The sequence below is a fragment of the Bradyrhizobium sp. SOJA106 genome (genome assembly GCF_059448745.1).
Map to the genome: position 1 here is coordinate 7,403,664 of NZ_CM182549.1, position 18,601 is coordinate 7,422,264.

An 18,601-nucleotide genomic window follows, 5' to 3' on the forward strand; every position below is an offset into this window, starting at 1 on the left:
GGGCAGGCTTATGGCAGCCACCCGGAATCGCGTCCATAGCGCGCGTGCAACACTCGTGCACTCATTTGCCGTTCATCCTGGAACAGATCTAAGAGCCTTCGCGCGCATCGGCACGAAGGCCGAGGCGGTGATGGAGTACACCTCCTCGCCGCGCTGGTTGGTGCCGGTGGTCTGGGCCGTCACGATGCCCCAGCCGGGACGAGAGGCGGAGGTGCGCTTGTCGATAACGACGTTGACGTAACTGACGGTATCGCCCGCGAGCACCGGCCTGATCCAGCGCAAATCGCGAAAGCCTGGTGACGGGCCCCACACCGCGACCTCCTCGCCGCGCGCTGCGGCCTCCCGCGCCAGACGCTGGCCGTCGGCGACAAGCAGGCTCATGCAGGCCGAGCCGACATGCCAGCCGGAAGCAGCTAACCCGCCGAACAGCGAGTTCTTGCCCTCCTCCTCGTCGAGGTGGAAGCGCTGCGGATCGAACTTTGCAGCGAACGTCTTGATCGACTCCGCCGTGAACGTATAGGCGCCGATCTCGCGGCGCTGGCCGATCGCGATGTCTTCGAAGAACCGCATCAGACCGCTCCCTCGCGTCGCTTGATCAGGATCGGCGAGGTCATCTCGGCGAGCGCCTGCCCGGCAGCATTGCGCACGGTGCATTTGAACTTGACGATGCCGATTGTGGGGCGGCTCGTTGAGGCGCGCGCCTCCACGACGTCGACGTCCAGCGTGAGATCGTCACCCGGCCTGAGCGGCGAGAGCCAGCGCACCTCGTCGACACCGGGCGAGCCGAGCGAAGCGGTGCGGGTGATGAACCCGTCGGCCATCATCCGCATCATCAACGAGCAGAGGTGCCAGCCGGAGCCGGACAGGCCGCGCAGCATGCTCTTGCTGGCAGCCTCCTCGTCGAGATGCATCGGCTGCGGGTCGAACTCGGCGGCGAAGGCCAGGATCTCGTCGCGGGTGACATGGCGTGGGCCGAATGTGCCGAACCGGCCGGCCGGGAAGTCTTCGAAGGTCAAGGTCATCTTGGGAGGGCTTTGCTGAAATGACAGATTGTGGCCGCAGTTTGCGGCAATCTCAACCCGCCGCCCCGCATGGCTCGTGCTACATAGGAGGCGGCTGTCTTGATTTGAGTCGGATCAAGACCGAGGCCCGATTGACGTCCCGATCCGAAAGTCCCGATTTCCCTGGGGAGAGCAATGTTTTCATTCAGCGATCTGTTTCAATGGGACCGCTTCATCACGCCGACCATCATCAAGACCTTCTACTGGCTCGTGATCGCGCTGATTTGCCTGTTCGGCCTCTCCGGCATCTTCTCGGGTCTCGCGACGATGGCGATCAGTCCGTTCGGCGGCTTCCTGGTGCTGCTGTCGTCGATCGCCAGCGTCGTCGTCGGCGTCGTGTTCTCGCGCATCGCCGCGGAGCTGATCCTGATCGTATTCCGCATCAACGAGCATCTCGGCGCGATTCGGGATCAGGGCGGCGGGATGCGGTGAGGCTCTCGTGTCCCGGACGCGGCGCGGCATGCAATGACGCGACGCAGAGCCGGGACCCATGCGTCCGCAATCAAGGCTCCTAGGCCCGGCTCTGCAGCGCACCGCTTAAGAAGCGCTGCGCTGCGTCCGGGGCACGAGATCCAGCCTACGTATTAAACCTGAAATGCATCACGTCGCCGTCGGCGACGACGTATTCCTTGCCTTCGAGGCGCAGCTTGCCGGCATCGCGGGCGCCGGCTTCGCCGCCGAGCGCGACGTAGTCGTCATACGCGATGGTCTCGGCGCGGATGAAACCCTTCTCGAAATCGGTGTGGATCACACCGGCCGCGCCCGGCGCCTTGGTGCCGCGATGGATGGTCCAGGCGCGCGCTTCCTTCGGGCCCACCGTGAAATAGGTGATGAGCCGGAGCAGCGAATAGCCGGCGCGGATCAGGCGGTCGAGGCCCGCCTCTTCAAGACCCAGCGTCTCCAGGAAATCGGCGCGCTCCTCGCGCGAGATGGTGGCGATCTCGGATTCGATCTTGGCGGAGATGACGACGGCGACGGCGCCTTCCTTCGCCGCCTGCTCCTCGACCGCCCTGGAGAAGGCATTGCCGGTCGCGGCCGAGCCTTCCTCGACGTTGCAGACGTAGAGCACCGGCTTGGACGAGAGGAGGCCGAGCATGGAGAACGCCCGCTCCTCCTCCGCCTTGCGCTCAACGAGGCGCGCGGGCTTGCCGTCGCGCAGCAGCACCAGGGTGCGGTTGACGAGGTCGAGCTGCTCCTTGGCGTCCTTGTCGTTGCCCTTAGCCTTCTTGGTGAGATTGTCGACCCGCTTCTCGAGGCTGTCGAGGTCGGCGAGCATCAGCTCGGTCTCGATGGTCTCGATGTCGGCGAGCGGGGCGATCTTGCCCTCGACATGGGTGATGTCGGAGTCCTCGAAGCAGCGCACGACATGCGCGATGGCGTCGACCTCGCGGATGTTGGCCAAAAACTGGTTACCGAGGCCTTCACCCTTTGAGGCGCCGCGCACGAGGCCGGCGATGTCGACGAAGGTCAGGCGGGTCGGGATGATCTGCCCAGACTTGGCGATCGCCGCGAGCTTGTCCAGCCGCGGATCGGGCACGGCGACCTCACCGACATTCGGCTCGATGGTGCAGAACGGATAGTTCGCAGCCTGCGCCGCGGCCGTCTCGGTCAGCGCGTTGAACAAAGTCGACTTGCCGACATTAGGCAATCCGACGATCCCGCATTTGAATCCCATGGTCTCTTCCAGTCTTCGCGCCGCGGGCGCGTGCATTCGTTGAAGTGGTCATGCCCGGCCTTGTGCCGCCTTGTGCCGGGCATCCACGTCCTTCGCTCCGCGGAAAAAGAAGGCGTGGATGGCCGGGACAAGCCCGGCCATGACGGAGAGAGATCAGTTCGACTTCTCTCCGTTCTCGTCCTTGGTCAAAAATCCCTTCGCCTGCATGGCGAGATGCACCCTGTTGGCGAAGGTCGCATCTGTGCCTTTGGCGATCAGTGCGGCGTGCTCGGCGACCGCGTCGCAGAGCGTCCTCACCCAGTCGTTGTCGGCCTTGGCGAAGTCCGACAGCACGTGGCCGTGCACCAGTTCCTTGACGCCGGGATGACCGATGCCGAGCCGCACCCGGCGATAGTCGTTGCCGATATGGGCGGAGATCGAGCGCAGGCCGTTGTGGCCGGCGATGCCGCCGCCGATCTTCACCCGCACCTTGCCCGGCGGCAGCTCGAGCTCGTCGTGAAACACGGTGACGTCGCCCGGCGCGATCTTGAAGAAGCCTGCGGCCTCCTGAACGCTGCGACCGGACTCGTTCATGTAGGTCGCGGGCTTGAGCAGGATCACGCGCTCGGTGCCGAGCGCACCTTCCGAGGTCTCGCCCTGAAAACGACGGCGCCACGGTGAAAAACCATGACGCCGCGCGATCTCGTCGACGGCCATGAAGCCGATATTGTGCCGGTTACGTGCGTATTTCGCGCCGGGATTGCCGAGCCCAACAAAGAGTCGCATGACGCGGCGCGCCCCTCGCTCGGCGCGCGGTTAGAAAACCGCGCGCCAGCTTTGAGAGATTACTTCTTCTTGTCGCCGCCGGCGGGAGCCTTGGCAGCCGCCGGAGCAGCAGCACCAGCCGCCGGAGCAGCCGCGCCAGCCGCCGGAGCAGCAGCACCCGCAGCCGGAGCCGCGCCACCAGCGGCAGCCGCTGCTGCGGCCTTCTGCTCTTCGGCGTAGCCGGACGGCGGCACGATGGTGACGAGGGTCGCGTCCTCGCGGGTCAGCGCCTTGACGCCGGCCGGCAGCTTGACATCAGACAGATGCAGCGAGTGACCGATTTCGAGCGAGCCGACGTCGGCCTCGATGTACTGCGGGATGCTCTCGACGCCGCATTCGAGCTCGATGGCGTGGGCGGCGATGTTGACGGTGCCACCGCGCTTCACGCCCGGGGAGGATTCCGCCTTCACCACGTGCAGGGGAACGCTGATGCGGATGGTGGCGCCTTCGCCGAGACGCATGAAGTCGACATGGATCGGGAAGTCCTTGACCGGATCCAGGTGATAGTCGCGCGGAATCACGCGGTGCTTCTTGCCGTCGAGGTCGATGTCGACCAGCGTGGTCAGGAACCGACCGGCGAGGATGCGCTGGCGCAGTTCACGATCTGCGATCGAGATCGTCAGCGGGGGCTGGTTGTCACCATAGATCACTCCGGGCACTCGCCCGGCGCGACGCTCAGCCCGGGCGGCCCCCTTGCCGCTCTTCGGACGTGCGGTCGCCTTCAATTCCTTGACGGTGGTCGCCATGTCGTTAAGTCCTTGTTTTTGCAAAAGTTAATGGGCCGCAGCGCGGCCCATGGCATGGTCCGCAGCAAGCCTCCAGGGGTGCGGGGGCCGCGGACGTGGCGGGCTTTTACCCGGAAGATGCGGAAATGACAAGGAGAATGGGCGGCCGGAAGGTACCGGGCTGCCGTCATTCCGGGGGCGGTGGGCGACAGCGACCGAACGCGGAACCTCGAGATTCTCAGGTGCGCAATTGCGCACCATAGTTCGATGCTGCGCATCGCCTCGGAATGACGAAAACCTACCCGCCGAGCTTGGCCTCCAGCGCGGCGATCCGCGCCTTCAAGACCTCGTTCTCCTCACGCGCCAGGCGCGCCATGTCCTTGACCGCCTCGAACTCCTCGCGTTTGACGAGGTCCATGTCGCGCAGGAATTTTTCGGCCTGGGTTCGCATCACCGTGTCGAACTCGCGCTTGACGCCCTGGGCCGCACCGGCGGCGTCGTTCATCAGGCGGCCGATCTCGTCGAAAAACCTGTTGCTGGTCTGGGTCATGTCGGTCTCCTGGCGGTCTTCCGATAAACTTTGCGCGAACGCTCGGAAAGACAATGGCAATCCGCACCGAACGGTTCAAGGGCGAAGCGGCGGTATCCTTGTCATGTCCTGGTTTCCTTGCAATCGTATTCAACGTCCCGGCTTAAGAAGAACTAGAAAGCGCACGAGATGATCGACCAGCAGATCGCGATCCCGACCAAGGACGGCCACACCGCAACCTTCATCACCCATCCCGAACGTGGCGGGCCGTTTCCGGTCATCCTGTTCTACATGGACGCGCCGGCAATCCGCGAGGAGCTGCGCGACATGGCGCGCCGGCTCGCGACCTCAGGCTATTACGTGATGCTGCCGAACCTCTATTACCGCTCCGGCGTGATGGAGCTCGGCCCACTGCCGGCCGATCCGAACGCGCCCGAGCGCAAGCGCATGTTTCGACTGATGGGCTCGCTCACCATTCCCATGATCATGGACGACACGCGCGCATTGCTCACCTATGCGGAGGGCCAGGCGGCCGCGAACGCCGAAATCGTCGGTACCGTCGGCTATTGCATGAGCGGCCGCTACGCGGTCAACGCCGCCACGCACTTCCCCGACCGGGTCAAGGCCGCCGCCTCGATCTACGGCACCCAGCTTGCGACCGACCAGGACGACAGCCCGCATCTCGCCGCGAGCAAGACCAGGGCGGAGCTCTATTTCGCCTGCGCCGAGACCGACATCTATGCGCCCACGGACATCATCGAAAAGCTCAGGCAGGGCATGAGCGGCGCGAAGGCCGAGGTCGAGATCTATCCCGGCACCCATCACGGCTTCGCGTTCCCCAAGCGCCCCGTCTACGACCGCGACGCCGCCGAGCGGCATTGGGAGCGCCTGCTGGCGCTCTATCGCCGCAATCTCGTCTAGACATAGAGGCCTGATGCCCTTTCTGCTCATCGACTTTCCCGCCTTCAGGCCGATCGCGATCGAGATCGGGCCGTTCGCGATCCGCTGGTATGCGCTGGCTTATATCTGCGGCATCGTGTTCGGCTGGCTCTATGCGCGCTCGCTCTTGAAGAACGAGCGGCTTTGGGGCGGGCCGGCGCCGATCTCGCTGGTGCAGATCGACGACTTCATCCTGTGGGTCACGCTCGGCATCATCCTCGGCGGCCGCACCGGCTATGTGCTGTTCTACAATCTGCCCTTCTTCATGGAACATCCCGCCGCGATCATCCGGTTGTGGGAGGGAGGCATGTCGTTCCATGGCGGCTTTCTCGGCTGCGTCGTCGCGGTGATGTGGTTTGCCTATCGCAACCACATCTCGATCCTGTCGCTCGGCGACATCACCACCGCAGTCGCCCCGGTCGGATTGCTGCTCGGACGCATCGCCAATTTCATCAACGGCGAATTGTGGGGCCGCGCCACCGATCCCAGCCTGCCCTGGGCGATGATCTTCCCGAACGATCCCACCCAGCTGCCGCGCCATCCGAGCCAGCTCTACGAAGCCGGCATGGAGGGCATCCTGCTGTTCACCGTGCTGGCGATCATGATCCGCTGCGGCGCCCTGAAGCGGCCCGGCATGATCCTCGGCGCCTTCATCCTGATCTATGGCCTGACCCGCATCGCCGGCGAGCACTTCCGCGAGCCGGACGCCCAGCTCGGCTTCCTCTGGGGCGGGTTAACCATGGGTATGCTGTTGTCGATCCCGATGCTTATTGTCGGGGGCATACTTATTGTATGGGCAATCAGGCGCGGTGCGCCGCCGAGGCCGATCGAGGCCGTTCGTTAATTCATTTCGAGAAAGCACGCCGTGACCGACCAGCCGCTCCTCAACGAGATCAAGGCGCTGATCAAATCCTCGGGCCCCATGCCGGTCTGGCGGTACATGGAACTGTGCCTGATGCATCCGCGCTACGGTTACTATGTCTCGCGTGACCCGCTCGGGCGTGAGGGCGACTTCACCACCTCCCCGGAGGTCAGCCAGATGTTCGGCGAGCTGCTCGGCCTGTGGACCGCCTCGGTGTGGAAGCAGATGGGCTCGCCGCAGTTTTTGCGGCTCATCGAGCTCGGCCCCGGCCGCGGCACCATGATGGCTGATGCGCTGCGCGCGCTGCGCGTGCTCCCGCCGCTGTACCAGGCGCTTCACATCCACATGGTCGAGGTCAATCCCGTGCTGCGCGAGCGTCAGAGCGCGACGCTGGCGGGCGTGCGCAATATCACCTGGCACGACAGCATCGACGACGTGCCGGAAGGCCCCAGCGTCATCCTCGCCAACGAGTATTTCGACGTGCTGCCGATCCACCAGATGGTTCGCCACGAGAACGGCTGGCACGAGCGCACGATCGAGCTCGATCCCAACGGCAAGCTTCAATTCGGCGCGGCGGCCGAGCCGACGCCGCGCTTCGACGTGCTGCTGCCGCCACTGGTGCGCGCTGCCCCCGTCGGCGCGGTGTTCGAATGGCGCCCCGACGCCGAGATCATGAAGCTTGCGACGCGCGTGCGCGACCAGGATGGCGCGGCGCTGATCATCGACTACGGCCATTTGCGCAGCGATGCTGGGGACACCTTCCAGGCGATCGCGCGCCACACTTTCACCGATCCCTTGAAGGCGCCGGGCCAGGCCGACGTTACCGCCCATGTCGATTTCCAGGCGCTGGCGCGTGCAGCAGAAGACGTCGGCGCGCGCGTGCACGGCCCGGTGACGCAGGGCGATTTCCTCAAGCGCGTCGGCATCGATACGCGTGCGGCGGCGCTGATGCAGAAGGCGACGCCGGAAGTCGCTACCGACATTTCCGTGGCGCTGAAGCGCCTCACTGATACCGGGCGCGGCGGCATGGGCTCGATGTTCAAGGTGCTCGGCATCTCCGAGCCGCGGCTGTCGGGCATTGCCGGGCTCAGCGATCTCGAGCACGCCGGAGGCGATTGATGACTCTCACTTCGTCGCTGCTGTCGGCGGTGCCCGGCCTGCGGCATGCCTTCTTCACCCGCGAGGGTGGCGTGTCCAGCGGGATCTATTCGGCGCTGAACGGCGGGCTCGGCTCGAACGACGATCAGGCCCTGGTCGCGGAGAACCGCCGCCGCATGGCCGAGCATGTCGGCGTCGCCCCCGAACGCTTTCTCAGCCTGCACCAGATCCATTCGCCCGACGTGCGCGTTGCGGACGCGCCGTGGCCGAGCGGACCGCGGCCGAAGGGCGATGCGCTGGTGACGAGGACGCCGGGCATCGCGCTCGGCGTCTCCACCGCCGATTGCGGCCCGGTGCTGTTCGTCGATCCCAATGCGGGCGTGATCGGCGGCGCCCATGCTGGCTGGAAGGGCGCGCTCACGGGCGTGCTGGAGGCGACGATTTCGGCGATGGAAAAACTCGGCGCCACGCGCAGCGGCATCATCGCGGCGATCGGCCCGCTGATCCGGCAAGAGAGCTATGAGGTCAGCAACGAGTTCGTGGCGCGCTTCATCGAGGCGGACGCCGACAACGCGATGTTCTTCATCCCGTCGGTGCGCGAGGGCCACGCGATGTTCGATCTCGCCGGCTTTATCCGCAAGCGGCTCGAGGCTGCCGGCGTCCTGATGATCGACGATCTCGGCCTCGACACCTACGCCGATGAACGCTTCTTCAGCTACCGCCGCTCGGTGCATCGCAAGGAGCCGGATTACGGCCGCCACATCCATGCGATCGCACTGGAAGGGTGAACGCAAGGGCAACCCCGTGTCATTCCGGGGCTCGCGTAGCGAGAACTATGGTGCGCAATTGCGCACCTGAGAATCTCGAGATTCCGGGTTCGATGCTTGCGCATCGCCCCGGAATGACGGTGGACAGACGCGACGACAGTGGTCTGTGTCGCCTCTGCCCTAGACGTTAATGCATTTTAACGATATCGCTGCCCTCCATAATGAGGGATGCGTCATTCATCTTGGGCCGCGCGGGTTCGCGCGTGCTGGCGATCGTGCTGCTGGCGGCGGCGACCGCGCTTGGCGGCTGCGCCGGTGGCGGCGGAAGTGCGGCCAATTCCTACGCGATGGCGCCGAGCGCCGGCTCCGGAGCGACGGTGGCCTTCGAATCCATCGACGGGCCGCCGCCGCAGGTGTTCGACCGCATGGTCGGCGTGCTCGAGAGCGAATCCAAGCTGCGCAGCCTGTCCGTGGTCTCCCGCGAGGGGACGGCCGCCTACCGCGTGCGCAGCTACCTCTCCGCCCAGGTGGTGCGCGGCAAGACAATGATCGCCTGGGTCTGGGACGTCTACGACGCCAACCAGCAGCGGGCGCTGCGCCTCTCCGGCGAGGAACCGACCTCGGCCAAGGGCGGCCGCGATGCGACGCGTGACCCTTGGCAAGCCGCCGACGACCTCGTGCTGCGGAAGATCGCCCAGGCCGGATTCAGCGGACTTTCCAACATGATCAATGGGACGCCGGATACCCCGGGGGCGGCTCCCGGCTTGCGGGGACCGGCGGTGGCGAGCGTCGTTCCGGCGGCGCCCGCACCTGAGATGCCGACCTCGGCGCTCGGCTATGCCGCGCAATAACCCCCGCTAAACCACGGCCCCAACTACCGGCCAAGCCGTTGGCCCGACTCAGGATTTTCGAAGGGAAAACGTAGCATCCCGGGTTGCCATTGCAGCCTCTCGCCTGATATTTGCTCGCTCGTCGTAACCGTGCTGCCAGTGGGTATTCTCTGATGTTGAACGTCGTATCCAGCAAAGCGCGGGAGGAAGCGTCCATGTCGGCCAAGAACGGCTCCATCAAGCTTGTCGCCGGCAACTCCAATCCGGCTCTCGCCCAGGCCATCGCGCAAGGTCTCGACCTGCCGCTGACCAAGGCGGTGGTCCGGCGCTTCGCCGACATGGAAATCTTCGTCGAGATCCAGGAGAACGTCCGCGGCTCGGATGCCTTCATCATCCAGTCGACCTCGTTCCCGGCCAACGACCATCTGATGGAATTGCTCATCATCACCGACGCGCTGCGCCGCTCCTCGGCGCGCCGCATCACCGCGGTGCTGCCCTATTTCGGCTACGCAAGGCAGGACCGTAAGTCCGGTTCGCGTACCCCGATCTCGGCCAAGCTCGTCGCTAATCTGATCACGCAGGCCGGCGTCGACCGCGTCATGACGCTCGACCTGCATGCCGGCCAGATCCAGGGCTTCTTCGACATCCCGACCGACAATCTCTATGCAGCGCCTCTGATGGTGCGCGACATCAAGGAGCGGTTCGACCTCTCCAAGGTGATGGTGATCTCGCCCGACGTCGGCGGCGTGGCGCGTGCGCGCGGCCTCGCCAAGCGCATCAACACCCCGCTCGCCATCGTCGACAAGCGCCGCGAGCGCCCGGGCGAGTCCGAGGTCATGAACGTGATCGGCGACGTCGCCGGCTACACCTGTATCCTCGTCGACGACATCGTCGATTCCGGCGGCACGCTGGTGAACGCGGCCGACGCGCTGATCGCCAAGGGCGCCAAGGACGTCTACGCCTACATCACCCATGGCGTGCTCTCGGGCGGCGCGGCCGCCCGCATCGCCGGCTCCAAGCTGAAGGAGCTCGTGATCACCGACTCGATCCTGCCGACCGAGGCGGTGACCAAGGCGCCGAACATCCGCACGCTGCCGATCGGCAGCCTGATCTCCGACGCCATCGCGCGCACCGCCGCGGAAGAGTCGGTATCGAGCCTGTTCGACTAGCCGATCGACGTCATTCCGGGGCCCGCGAAGCGAGAACCCGGAGGCTTGAGATTCCGGGTTCGGCGCTGAGGCGCCGTCCCGGAATGACTTTGCAGCCTAACCCACGATCCCCGCCGCGACCTGGCCGCGCAGACGCTCAAGGCCGAGCAACGTCTCCGCACAGGCGGCCGCGACCTCGACGCCCTTGATGGCGAAGTGCCGGCGGAAGAAGTCGTAATGCACCTCGGTCTCGTGGAATTGCTGCGGCGTCAACACCGCGGAGAACACCGGGACCTCGGTGCGCAGCTGCACGTCCATCAGCGCCTTGATCACGGTGTCGGCGACGAATTCGTGGCGATAGATGCCGCCGTCGACGACGAGACCGGCCGCGACGATCGCAGTGTAGCGCCGCGTCTTGGCGAGGATCTGCGCGTGCAGCGGAATCTCGAACGAGCCCGGCACCTCGAACACGTCGACATGGGTGAGGTGGCGCGCCTCGGCCTCCTTCATGAAGGCGATGCGGGCTTCCGCGACCACGTCGCGGTGCCAGCAGGCCTGAACGAAGGCCACCCGCTGCGGCTTGGCAAAGCGGGGATGCTCCGTCACCGGTCCTTGCGGAACCGGCGGTTGGGTGACTTCGGACGTTTCGGTTTGGGGGTCTTGCAACATCTGATTCATGGCTTTCCTCAGTTAAGGACCAGAATCAGGGCACACGGAACGACAAACAGCCGCACCTTGCGATGCGTCTGCCACCGACCGTTCTCTTTCATCCGGACTTTAACCGTCGGCTTCGGAGTTGCACCGAATCTGCTGACCCTTCCCTTCGGGATAACCCTCACGGAAGGCGCTCGCGGGCTTGGGCCTTTCGGCCCTTACCGCCGGTGGGGACTTTCACCCCGCCCTGAGAACATCGGCCGCTCGGGATTGAGCGACCTGAAAGGAAATATGACGCCGGTTCGGGGCCACAGCAAGCGCGTTCGGCATGGAAAAACCGCATGGTCCCATGCCGCCGGGGCGGTGCGGTCATCGCGGGGCGGAATTAACGATCGGCGCTTTCAGGGAATCCGATTCCGGTTTGTTCTCGTCATTAAGAATTGTGGCCAAGAGATGAGCTGTGGACGAAGGAGTCCTGGCTTGTGGACGGACTCGGCAGCCAGTTGCGCAGATTCCGCAAATCACATCACTTGATCCGCGACAGGCCGCGCCGATCCGAGGGAGATCGCGAAAGCGACTCCCGCGATCGACGACGTTTAGGGAGCGCGCGCCGGACCTAACCGCGTGCGTATCAAAGACAACAAGAAGGCAAGAGGTCGAGACGGCATGTCCCTGCTCGAAGGCAATATCGATTCCCGAAATCACCCGCTCGCGGTGGTCGAGGATATCGCCGCCAGCAATAACTGGCCGTTCGAACGCTCCGGCGAGGACGAGCTCACCATTGTCTCGAAGGGACAATGGACCGACTACCAGCTCTCCTTCACCTGGATGGGCGAGATCGAGGCGCTGCATCTGGCCTGTGCGTTCGACATGAAGATTCCGCTTCCGCGCCGCGGCGAGGTGCAGCGGCTCGTCGCTGCGGTCAACGAGCAATTGTGGATCGGCCATTTCGACCTGTGGACCAACACCGGCATGATCATGCATCGCCAGGCACTGGTGCTGCCGGGCGGGCTCACCGCCTCGACCGCGCAATGCGAGGCCATGCTCGCCGGCGCGATCCATGCCTGCGAGCGCTACTTCCCGGCGTTCCAGTTCGTGGTGTGGGCCGGCAAGACCACCGCGCAGGCCATGGACGCGGCGATGTTCGACACGGCGGGAGAGGCGTAAGGCGCGCCTCACCCACCGCCGTCGTCCCGGACGAGCGCAGCGAACATCCGGGGATCCATACCGCGTGATGCCCCTTGGGGCACGCGGCTTGTTGCCAGCACCTTCATCCACTAGAACCGCGTGTGGTTATGCGACGAGCGCAAGCGCCCGCGCAGGGGTCCCCGCATTCGCGGGGGCGACATCGAGCATGTGGCGGCAACGATGGCAAACAGCACTCTTCAAAACATCACCGGCACCATCCTCCTCGCCGGCGCCGGCAAGATGGGCGGCGCGATGCTGACCGGATGGCTGGCCGGCGGGCTCGACCCGCGCCGCGTCGCGGTCGTCGATCCCTTCATCTCGCCCGAGATCACCGCGCTGGCCACCAAGGGCGTCGCACTCAATCCCGATGTGGCGTCGACAGGCGCTGTCGAGACCATGGTCGTCGCGGTGAAGCCGCAGATGTTCCGCGAGGCCGGCGCGAAGCTGAAAGCGTTCGTATCCGGCAAGACCTCGGTGGTTTCGATCATGGCGGGAACCACGATCGCCTTGCTCGAAGCAGTCATCGGCGGCGCGGTGGTGCGCGCGATGCCGAACACGCCGGCCGCGATCGGCCGTGGCATCACCGTGGCGGTCGCGGCGAAGAATGTCAGCGCCGCGCAGCGCGCGGTGGCCGACGCGCTGCTACGCGCCACCGGCTCGGTCGAATGGGTCGAGGATGAAGGCCTGATGGACGCGGTGACCGCCGTGTCCGGCTCGGGCCCAGCCTATGTGTTCCTGCTCGCCGAAGAACTGGCCCGCGCCGGAATGGAGGCAGGATTGCCCGAGGCGCTGGCGACCAAGCTTGCGCGCGAGACCGTCGCCGGCGCCGGCGAGCTATTGCACCAGTCGGAGCTCCCTTCCGCCACGCTGCGGCAGAACGTCACCTCGCCCGGCGGCACCACCGCGGCGGCGCTCGGCGTGCTGATGGGCGAGCCCGGCCTGCGCGAGTTGATGATCCGAGCGATCGCGGCGGCGACGAAGCGATCCAGGGAATTGGCCAAGTAGCAAGATGCCGTAGGGTGGGCAAAGCGAAGCGTGCCCACGATCTCTATCCATCACGGAGGGATGGTGGGCACGGCGCTTTGCGCCTTCGCCCACCCTACGGCTTCGTGCCTGCGAGCAATCGCTTGTTGAACATCTCGACATTGACGAGCCCGCGCGCATGGCGACCCTCGCCGAGCTTGCGCGTGCCTTCGTATGCCTCCACCTCGAAGCGGATGACGCGGCGCTCGACCGCAACCACTTTCGCGGTGGTCCGCACCGTCGCGCCGACCAGCGCTGCTGCGAGATGGCGGATGTCGACCTCGGTGCCGACCGTGACCCAGCCCGGCTGTAGCGCTGAGCGGATCGCATCGCCCGACGTCATCTCCATCTCCAGGATCATCATCGGCGTCGCATAGATCATCGGCATATCAGGCACGAAATGCCCGACCGTGCGCTCGGCCGGAACCACCAGCGTGCGCTCGGCGCTCATGCCGATCTTGATGAAGTCGCGTGCGTCCATGGTGCTTGCTCGTCATTCCGGGGGCGCGCCAAGCGCGAACCCGGAATCCAGAAGTTTTACGGCGCGAGACTCCGCGTTCAGCCCTGGCGGGCTGCCCCGGAATGACGCTAACGCGTCACTTCTTCGCCGCCGCCGCGCGCTCCACGAACGTCTTGCCGCCCTTCATCTTGTGGCGGAGCGGAGCTTCGTTGATCTGGATGACGACGGCATCGGCATCGACGCCGAGATTCTTCACAAGCGCCTGGGTGATGTCGCGCATCATGCCGGCCTTCTGCTCGTCGGTGCGGCCTTCGGCCATGCTGATGGTGATCTCAGGCATTGTCGTCTCCCTGCTTTTCGTCATGGCCGGGCTTGTCCCGGCCATCCACGTTCTCTTCCATCAAACAAGACGTGGATGCCCGGGACAAGCCCGAGCATGACGGCCTGCCGGAATGGCTATCCCCACTCTACGTCATGGCGCGCGAGGACCTCGCGCACCTTGGCGACGAGATCGGCTTCGCTGCACGAGAACTGCGCCGGCCTCGTCTCGCGCCATTCCTGGTTGGAGGCGATCGCAGCGGCGGCCTTGGCGCCCTCGATCAGGTCCTTGACCTGCACTTCGCCGCGCGCCTTTTCGTCCGAGCCTTGGATGATCACGCAAGGAGAATTGCGACGATCGGCATATTTGAGCTGGTTGCCCATGTTCTTGGGATTGCCCAGATAGAGCTCGGCACGGACGCCTGCGGTGCGCAGGGACGCGACCATCTTCTGATAGTCGGCGGCGCGGTCGCGATCGAACACGGTGACCACGACAGGCCCGAACTCGGGCCGGGTGTCGAGCTTGCCGAGCAAGGTCAGCGCGGCCTGCAGGCGCGAGACGCCGATCGAGAAGCCGGTCGCCGGCACCGGCTCGCCGCGGAAGCGCGAGACGAGACCGTCATAACGCCCGCCGCCACCGACCGACCCGAACCGCACCGGGCGCCCCTTCTCGTCCTTGGTCTCCAGCAGCAGTTCGACCTCGTAGACAGGGCCGGTATAATATTCGAGACCGCGCACGACGGAGGGATCGATCTTGATGCGGTCCGCACCGTAACCCGACGCCGTCACCAGTTTTGCGATCTCTTCCAGCTCGCTCACGCCGGCCTGACCGACTTCGCTCTTGGCGAGGTAGGTTTCCGCCGCGGCGATCGCCTCTTTCCAATCGTCGCGCGGCTTGGTGATGGCGAGAACAACATCCGCTTCGGCTTCGCTCAGACTGGCGCCCTTGGTGAAGTCGCCCTTGCCTTCTTCGCCGCCATCCCATCGTCCGGGACCGAGCAGCTTGCGAACTTCGTCGGCGGAGAACTTGTCGAGCTTGTCGATCGCGCGCAGCACCGTCAGGCGGCGTGCGGCGTTCTCGTCGCCGCCGAGACCGATGGCTTCGAGAACGCCGTCCAGCACTTTGCGGTTGTTGACCTTCACGACGTAGGAGCCGCGCGCAATGCCGAGCGCCTCCATCGTGTCCGCCGCCATCATGCAGATCTCGGCATCCGCCGCCGGCGTCGCCGAGCCGACGGTGTCGGCGTCGAACTGCATGAACTGGCGGAAGCGGCCGGGGCCGGGCTTCTCGTTGCGGAACACGTAGCCCACGCGGTAGCTGCGATAGGGCAACACCAGACCGTCGGTGCCGTAGCGCTCGCCGACATAGCGCGCGAGCGGCGCGGTCAGGTCGTAGCGCAAGCTGATCCACTGCTCGTCGTCGTCCTGGAACGAGAATACACCCTCGTTCGGACGGTCCTGGTCGGGCAGGAACTTGCCGAGCGCGTCGGTGTATTCCATCGCCGGCGTCTCCACCGGCTCAAAACCGTAGAGCTCGTAGACGGCGCGGATCTTCTCGACCATCTCGCGCGTCGCCCGGATCGCGGCGGGGTCGCGATCCTCGAGCCCGCGCGGCAGGCGCGCCTTCAGTTTCTGGGGTTTTTTGGGTTTCTCGGCCATGCGCGGCGTTTACCAGCCGACGCGCGATGCAGCAACTGCTGGCTGCTGGCGTTCCCCGGATGCTGCGCAGCGCGCCGCTTCTCGGCGGCGTGGTGCGCTGCTGATCCGGGGCCCAGCAACTTGCATTCTGGGTCCCGGCTCGCGCTTCGCGCGTCCGGGACACGAGGCCTCAAAGCACCTTGCGGATCCAGTTGTGCGGATCGTTGGTGCGGCCGTACTGGATGTCGACGAGCTGCTTGCGCAGGCCCATGGCGACGGGGCCGGCCGCGCCGCCCGAGATCTCGAAGTCGCCGCTCACCGAGCGCACCTTGCCGATCGGCGAGATCACCGCCGCGGTGCCGCAGGCGAACGCTTCCTTCAGCCTGCCGGAGGCCGCATCCTTGCGCCACTGATCGAGCGCGTACGGCTCCTCGCGAACGGTCTTTCCGGCATCGCGGGCGAGCGTGATGATGGAGTCGCGGGTGATGCCGGGCAGGATGGTGCCGAGCGGCGGCGTCGAGAGCGAGCCGTCGTCGAACACGAAGAACACGTTCATGCCGCCGAGCTCCTCGATGTAGCGGCGCTCAAGCGCGTCGAGGAACACGACCTGATCGCAGCCGTGCTGGATCGCCTCGGCCTGGGCGCGCAGACTCGCGGCATAATTGCCGCCGCATTTGACGGCGCCGGTGCCGCCGACGGCAGCGCGCGTATAATTTTCCGAGACCCAGATCGAGACCGGCGCAGGACCGCCTTTGAAGTAGGAGCCGACAGGCGACGCGATGACCGCGAAGATGTATTCGGACGACGGCTTGACGCCGAGGAAGGTCTCGCTCGCGATCATGAAGGGACGCAGGTAAAGACTGCCCTCGCCACCCGGCATCCAGGCACGGTCGATACGCACGACCTGCTCGACCGCCTCGAGGAAGACGTCCTCAGGCAGCTGCGCCATCGCCATGCGATCGGCCGAGTCCTTGAAGCGGCGCGCATTGGCGTCGGGACGGAATAGGTTCACGCCGCCATCGTCGCGCTTGTAGGCCTTGAGCCCCTCGAAGATTTCCTGGGCGTAGTGCAGCACGGCGCCGGCCGGATCGAGCTGGAAGTTGGCGCGCGCCTCGATCTTCGCTTCGTACCAGCCGCCCTTTGCCTGATTGTAGCGGACGATCGCCATGTGATCGGTGAAGATCCGCCCGAAGCCGGGGTCGACCAGCTTGGCGACGCGGTCCTTCTCTGGCGTGGGATTGGAAGCGGGCTGGATGTCGAATGTCATGCTCATGTCCTTGCCTCCCGCTGCCGGTCGCGGCGCTGTTCTGGCGCCCGCCTGCCCGTATCCGGGCCCGGCTGGCTTGATTGAGTTTCTGGCCGGACCGCCGCCAGCCATGTTACGGCCGGTTTCCGTGGCCAGCATGTCGCCGAGGACATGCTTTTGCAGAAGGCGGAAGTCCAGTATGTTTTGCCGAAATGCCGCTCGACAATCGCACGGTAGATCTGCTCCGGCCGTCGCCGCTGTCCGGCTCACTCCGGCCGACCTGCTTCGATGCCGCCCGACACAAAACGACCTAAAATTTCGTGCGGCTCGATGGTTTTGTAACATTGAACCCAAGATACGTCAATATGCCTGACATAAATTTCGCGACTCCCTCCCAAGACGCTGCCGAGCCGCGGCCGGCCGCGGGTGACGGAGGCAATTTGCGCTGGGATATCATCGAGCTGCTGTTCTTCGCCTATCGCGATTTCGTCGGCGATCCTGACCAGGAGCTGGAAGCCTTCGGCTTCGGCCGGGCCCATCACCGGGTCATGCATTTCGTGTACCGCTATCCCGGGCTGAAGGTCGCCGACCTGCTCGACGTCCTCAGGATCACCAAGCAGTCGCTCGGCCGCGTGCTCAAGCAGCTGCTGGACGAGGGCTATATCGTGCAGAAGACCGGCGACAATGACCGTCGCCAGCGGCTGCTCTACGCAACGCCCAAGGGCGAGGCGCTGGTGCAGAAGCTCGCCGGGCTCCAGACCACGCGGATCACGAGAGCGCTCGCCGAGATGGCGCCGCAGGACGCCGAGACCGTCAAGCGCTTCCTGCGCGCGATGATCGACCGCGACGATCCGGACAAGGTGCTCGAGACGATCTTCGCTTCCGTCAATCAAGACAGGAAGGAATGACCGTGCCGCTCGCTGCCACGCTCGCCCGCCCGCCGGCGCAACCGGCCGATGACGCCCCGCATCTCCTGCTGGTCGATGACGACCGCCGCATCCGCGATCTGCTCTCGCGCTTCCTCGCCGCAGAAGGCTACCGCGTCTCGACCGCCGCCAGCGCCAGCGATGCGCGTTCAAAGCTTCAGAGCCTGCATTTCGACTTGCTGATCCTCGACGTCATGATGCCCGGCGAGACCGGCTTCGACCTCGCCCGCTTCATCCGGACCTCGTCCTCGGTGCCGATCGTGATGCTGACGGCGCGGCATGAAGCCGAGGCCCGCATCGAGGGGCTGCAGATCGGCGCCGACGATTACGTGGCAAAGCCGTTCGAGCCGCGCGAGCTGGCGCTGCGCATCAACAACATCCTCAAGCGCGCCGCGCCGCCGCCACAAACCGCGGTGATCGAGAAGATCGCCTTCGGCCCCTATGTCTACCATCTCGATCGCGGCGAATTGCGCCAGGGCGAGGAGGTCATCCACCTCACCGACCGCGAGCGTGAGATGCTGCGGATCCTGTCGGAGACACCGGGCGAGACCGTGCCGCGCAGCGCGCTGACCGGCAATGGCAGCGTCAACGAGCGCGCCGTTGACGTGCAGATCAACCGCCTCCGGCGCAAGATCGAGACCGATCCCGCCAATCCGCTGTTCCTCCAGGCGGTGCGGGGCATCGGCTACCGCCTGGTGGCCTCGCCATAA

General features: G+C 65.4%; 22 protein-coding genes and 1 riboswitch. Of the genes, 11 read left to right on the top strand and 11 right to left on the bottom strand.

The window, feature by feature from the left end:
* Window positions 1-72: 72 nt before the first annotated feature.
* Window positions 73-570 (bottom strand): MaoC family dehydratase, encoded by a 498-nt coding sequence (locus tag AC5V87_RS34910; RefSeq protein ID WP_495369189.1) that lies wholly within the window; start codon window positions 568-570, stop codon window positions 73-75.
* Entirely contained in the window at window positions 570-1,022 is a 453-nt protein-coding gene (locus AC5V87_RS34915; protein WP_495369190.1) for a MaoC family dehydratase, read from the bottom strand. Before AC5V87_RS34915 ends, AC5V87_RS34910 begins: the two co-directional genes overlap by 1 nt.
* A gap of 174 nt (window positions 1,023-1,196) precedes the next feature.
* On the opposite strand from AC5V87_RS34915, the gene AC5V87_RS34920 reads away from it, so the two are divergent.
* Complete coding sequence (locus AC5V87_RS34920; protein WP_456842604.1) at window positions 1,197-1,493, top strand: DUF4282 domain-containing protein; 297 nt, start codon at window positions 1,197-1,199, stop codon at window positions 1,491-1,493.
* A 145-nt stretch (window positions 1,494-1,638) separates the two neighbouring features.
* Here the strand turns inward: AC5V87_RS34920 and ychF are convergent, their stop codons facing one another.
* From ychF to AC5V87_RS34940, 4 genes are all read right to left on the bottom strand, one after another.
* A complete protein-coding gene (gene ychF, locus AC5V87_RS34925) occupies window positions 1,639-2,736 on the bottom strand; it encodes a redox-regulated ATPase YchF (protein WP_456842603.1) in 1,098 nt (365 codons plus the stop codon).
* Window positions 2,737-2,889: 153 nt separating this feature from the next.
* Window positions 2,890-3,501, bottom strand: coding sequence for an aminoacyl-tRNA hydrolase (gene pth / locus AC5V87_RS34930; RefSeq protein WP_456842602.1), 612 nt, complete (start codon window positions 3,499-3,501; stop codon window positions 2,890-2,892).
* A gap of 59 nt (window positions 3,502-3,560) precedes the next feature.
* Window positions 3,561-4,286, bottom strand: coding sequence for a 50S ribosomal protein L25/general stress protein Ctc (locus tag AC5V87_RS34935; protein WP_456842601.1), 726 nt, complete (start codon window positions 4,284-4,286; stop codon window positions 3,561-3,563).
* A gap of 277 nt (window positions 4,287-4,563) precedes the next feature.
* The gene (locus AC5V87_RS34940; protein ID WP_456842600.1) at window positions 4,564-4,815 is read right to left on the bottom strand and encodes an accessory factor UbiK family protein; all 252 of its coding nucleotides are present in this window, start codon (window positions 4,813-4,815) and stop codon (window positions 4,564-4,566) included.
* 168 nt (window positions 4,816-4,983) lie between these two features.
* Between AC5V87_RS34940 and AC5V87_RS34945 the strand changes: the two genes are divergently transcribed.
* The 6 genes from AC5V87_RS34945 to AC5V87_RS34970 all read left to right on the top strand — a co-directional run bounded on the left by AC5V87_RS34945 (window position 4,984) and on the right by AC5V87_RS34970 (window position 10,459).
* Entirely contained in the window at window positions 4,984-5,715 is a 732-nt protein-coding gene (locus AC5V87_RS34945) for a dienelactone hydrolase family protein (RefSeq protein WP_456842599.1), read from the top strand.
* A gap of 13 nt (window positions 5,716-5,728) precedes the next feature.
* A complete protein-coding gene (gene lgt, locus AC5V87_RS34950) occupies window positions 5,729-6,577 on the top strand; it encodes a prolipoprotein diacylglyceryl transferase (RefSeq protein ID WP_456842598.1) in 849 nt (282 codons plus the stop codon).
* Between the two features lie 21 nt (window positions 6,578-6,598).
* On the top strand, window positions 6,599-7,714 hold the full coding sequence (locus AC5V87_RS34955; protein WP_495369191.1) for a class I SAM-dependent methyltransferase: 1,116 nt from the start codon (window positions 6,599-6,601) through the stop codon (window positions 7,712-7,714).
* The gene (gene pgeF / locus AC5V87_RS34960; RefSeq protein ID WP_456842596.1) at window positions 7,714-8,481 is read left to right on the top strand and encodes a peptidoglycan editing factor PgeF; all 768 of its coding nucleotides are present in this window, start codon (window positions 7,714-7,716) and stop codon (window positions 8,479-8,481) included. Before AC5V87_RS34955 ends, pgeF begins: the two co-directional genes overlap by 1 nt.
* Before the next feature lie 200 nt (window positions 8,482-8,681).
* Entirely contained in the window at window positions 8,682-9,311 is a 630-nt protein-coding gene (locus tag AC5V87_RS34965; protein ID WP_495369192.1) for a hypothetical protein, read from the top strand.
* Window positions 9,312-9,505: 194 nt separating this feature from the next.
* Window positions 9,506-10,459, top strand: a complete 954-nt coding sequence (locus tag AC5V87_RS34970) for a ribose-phosphate pyrophosphokinase (RefSeq protein ID WP_456842594.1) — start codon at window positions 9,506-9,508, stop codon at window positions 10,457-10,459.
* A gap of 96 nt (window positions 10,460-10,555) precedes the next feature.
* Here AC5V87_RS34970 and AC5V87_RS34975 read toward each other — a convergent pair whose 3' ends face one another.
* On the bottom strand, window positions 10,556-11,116 hold the full coding sequence (locus AC5V87_RS34975; RefSeq protein WP_456842593.1) for a 6,7-dimethyl-8-ribityllumazine synthase: 561 nt from the start codon (window positions 11,114-11,116) through the stop codon (window positions 10,556-10,558).
* A gap of 76 nt (window positions 11,117-11,192) precedes the next feature.
* Window positions 11,193-11,351, bottom strand: a riboswitch (FMN riboswitch).
* A 407-nt stretch (window positions 11,352-11,758) separates the two neighbouring features.
* Here AC5V87_RS34975 and AC5V87_RS34980 point away from each other — a divergent pair.
* Both AC5V87_RS34980 and proC read left to right on the top strand, forming a co-directional pair.
* On the top strand, window positions 11,759-12,259 hold the full coding sequence (locus tag AC5V87_RS34980; RefSeq protein WP_456842592.1) for a type III secretion system chaperone family protein: 501 nt from the start codon (window positions 11,759-11,761) through the stop codon (window positions 12,257-12,259).
* 201 nt (window positions 12,260-12,460) lie between these two features.
* Window positions 12,461-13,285, top strand: coding sequence for a pyrroline-5-carboxylate reductase (gene proC, locus AC5V87_RS34985; protein ID WP_456842591.1), 825 nt, complete (start codon window positions 12,461-12,463; stop codon window positions 13,283-13,285).
* Between the two features lie 94 nt (window positions 13,286-13,379).
* On the opposite strand, the gene AC5V87_RS34990 is transcribed toward proC, so the two are convergent.
* The 4 genes from AC5V87_RS34990 to AC5V87_RS35005 form a co-directional block, all read right to left on the bottom strand.
* Window positions 13,380-13,784: a thioesterase family protein gene (locus AC5V87_RS34990; RefSeq protein WP_495369193.1), complete on the bottom strand. Its 405-nt coding sequence runs from the start codon at window positions 13,782-13,784 to the stop codon at window positions 13,380-13,382.
* A 115-nt stretch (window positions 13,785-13,899) separates the two neighbouring features.
* A complete protein-coding gene (locus tag AC5V87_RS34995; protein WP_025033847.1) occupies window positions 13,900-14,103 on the bottom strand; it encodes a tautomerase family protein in 204 nt (67 codons plus the stop codon).
* Window positions 14,104-14,219: 116 nt separating this feature from the next.
* A complete protein-coding gene (gene hisS / locus AC5V87_RS35000; protein WP_495369194.1) occupies window positions 14,220-15,740 on the bottom strand; it encodes a histidine--tRNA ligase in 1,521 nt (506 codons plus the stop codon).
* A 169-nt stretch (window positions 15,741-15,909) separates the two neighbouring features.
* Entirely contained in the window at window positions 15,910-16,992 is a 1,083-nt protein-coding gene (locus tag AC5V87_RS35005) for a branched-chain amino acid aminotransferase (RefSeq protein WP_456842588.1), read from the bottom strand.
* A 338-nt stretch (window positions 16,993-17,330) separates the two neighbouring features.
* Between AC5V87_RS35005 and AC5V87_RS35010 the strand changes: the two genes are divergently transcribed.
* Window positions 17,331-17,873, top strand: a complete 543-nt coding sequence (locus AC5V87_RS35010) for a MarR family winged helix-turn-helix transcriptional regulator (protein ID WP_456842587.1) — start codon at window positions 17,331-17,333, stop codon at window positions 17,871-17,873.
* The gene (locus AC5V87_RS35015) at window positions 17,870-18,601 is read left to right on the top strand and encodes a response regulator (protein WP_456842586.1); all 732 of its coding nucleotides are present in this window, start codon (window positions 17,870-17,872) and stop codon (window positions 18,599-18,601) included. Before AC5V87_RS35010 ends, AC5V87_RS35015 begins: the two co-directional genes overlap by 4 nt.

Excerpts from the sequence above, each read along its gene's own strand:
- proC (WP_456842591.1), top strand. The coding sequence starts at position 12,461 with ATGGCAAACAGCACTCTTCAAAACATCACCGGCACCATCCTCCTCGCC.
- AC5V87_RS35005 (WP_456842588.1), bottom strand. The coding sequence starts at position 16,992 with ATGAGCATGACATTCGACATCCAGCCCGCTTCCAATCCCACGCCAGAG.
- AC5V87_RS34920 (WP_456842604.1), top strand. The coding sequence starts at position 1,197 with ATGTTTTCATTCAGCGATCTGTTTCAATGGGACCGCTTCATCACGCCG.
- AC5V87_RS34935 (WP_456842601.1), bottom strand. The coding sequence starts at position 4,286 with ATGGCGACCACCGTCAAGGAATTGAAGGCGACCGCACGTCCGAAGAGC.
- AC5V87_RS34945 (WP_456842599.1), top strand. The coding sequence starts at position 4,984 with ATGATCGACCAGCAGATCGCGATCCCGACCAAGGACGGCCACACCGCA.
- pgeF (WP_456842596.1), top strand. The coding sequence starts at position 7,714 with ATGACTCTCACTTCGTCGCTGCTGTCGGCGGTGCCCGGCCTGCGGCAT.
- AC5V87_RS34965 (WP_495369192.1), top strand. The coding sequence starts at position 8,682 with ATGAGGGATGCGTCATTCATCTTGGGCCGCGCGGGTTCGCGCGTGCTG.
- AC5V87_RS34915 (WP_495369190.1), bottom strand. The coding sequence starts at position 1,022 with ATGACCTTGACCTTCGAAGACTTCCCGGCCGGCCGGTTCGGCACATTC.
- AC5V87_RS35010 (WP_456842587.1), top strand. The coding sequence starts at position 17,331 with ATGCCTGACATAAATTTCGCGACTCCCTCCCAAGACGCTGCCGAGCCG.
- pth (WP_456842602.1), bottom strand. The coding sequence starts at position 3,501 with ATGCGACTCTTTGTTGGGCTCGGCAATCCCGGCGCGAAATACGCACGT.
- hisS (WP_495369194.1), bottom strand. The coding sequence starts at position 15,740 with ATGGCCGAGAAACCCAAAAAACCCCAGAAACTGAAGGCGCGCCTGCCG.
- AC5V87_RS34990 (WP_495369193.1), bottom strand. The coding sequence starts at position 13,784 with ATGGACGCACGCGACTTCATCAAGATCGGCATGAGCGCCGAGCGCACG.
- AC5V87_RS34910 (WP_495369189.1), bottom strand. The coding sequence starts at position 570 with ATGCGGTTCTTCGAAGACATCGCGATCGGCCAGCGCCGCGAGATCGGC.
- AC5V87_RS34940 (WP_456842600.1), bottom strand. The coding sequence starts at position 4,815 with ATGACCCAGACCAGCAACAGGTTTTTCGACGAGATCGGCCGCCTGATG.
- AC5V87_RS35015 (WP_456842586.1), top strand. The coding sequence starts at position 17,870 with ATGACCGTGCCGCTCGCTGCCACGCTCGCCCGCCCGCCGGCGCAACCG.
- AC5V87_RS34970 (WP_456842594.1), top strand. The coding sequence starts at position 9,506 with ATGTCGGCCAAGAACGGCTCCATCAAGCTTGTCGCCGGCAACTCCAAT.
- AC5V87_RS34975 (WP_456842593.1), bottom strand. The coding sequence starts at position 11,116 with ATGAATCAGATGTTGCAAGACCCCCAAACCGAAACGTCCGAAGTCACC.
- lgt (WP_456842598.1), top strand. The coding sequence starts at position 5,729 with ATGCCCTTTCTGCTCATCGACTTTCCCGCCTTCAGGCCGATCGCGATC.
- AC5V87_RS34980 (WP_456842592.1), top strand. The coding sequence starts at position 11,759 with ATGTCCCTGCTCGAAGGCAATATCGATTCCCGAAATCACCCGCTCGCG.
- AC5V87_RS34995 (WP_025033847.1), bottom strand. The coding sequence starts at position 14,103 with ATGCCTGAGATCACCATCAGCATGGCCGAAGGCCGCACCGACGAGCAG.
- ychF (WP_456842603.1), bottom strand. The coding sequence starts at position 2,736 with ATGGGATTCAAATGCGGGATCGTCGGATTGCCTAATGTCGGCAAGTCG.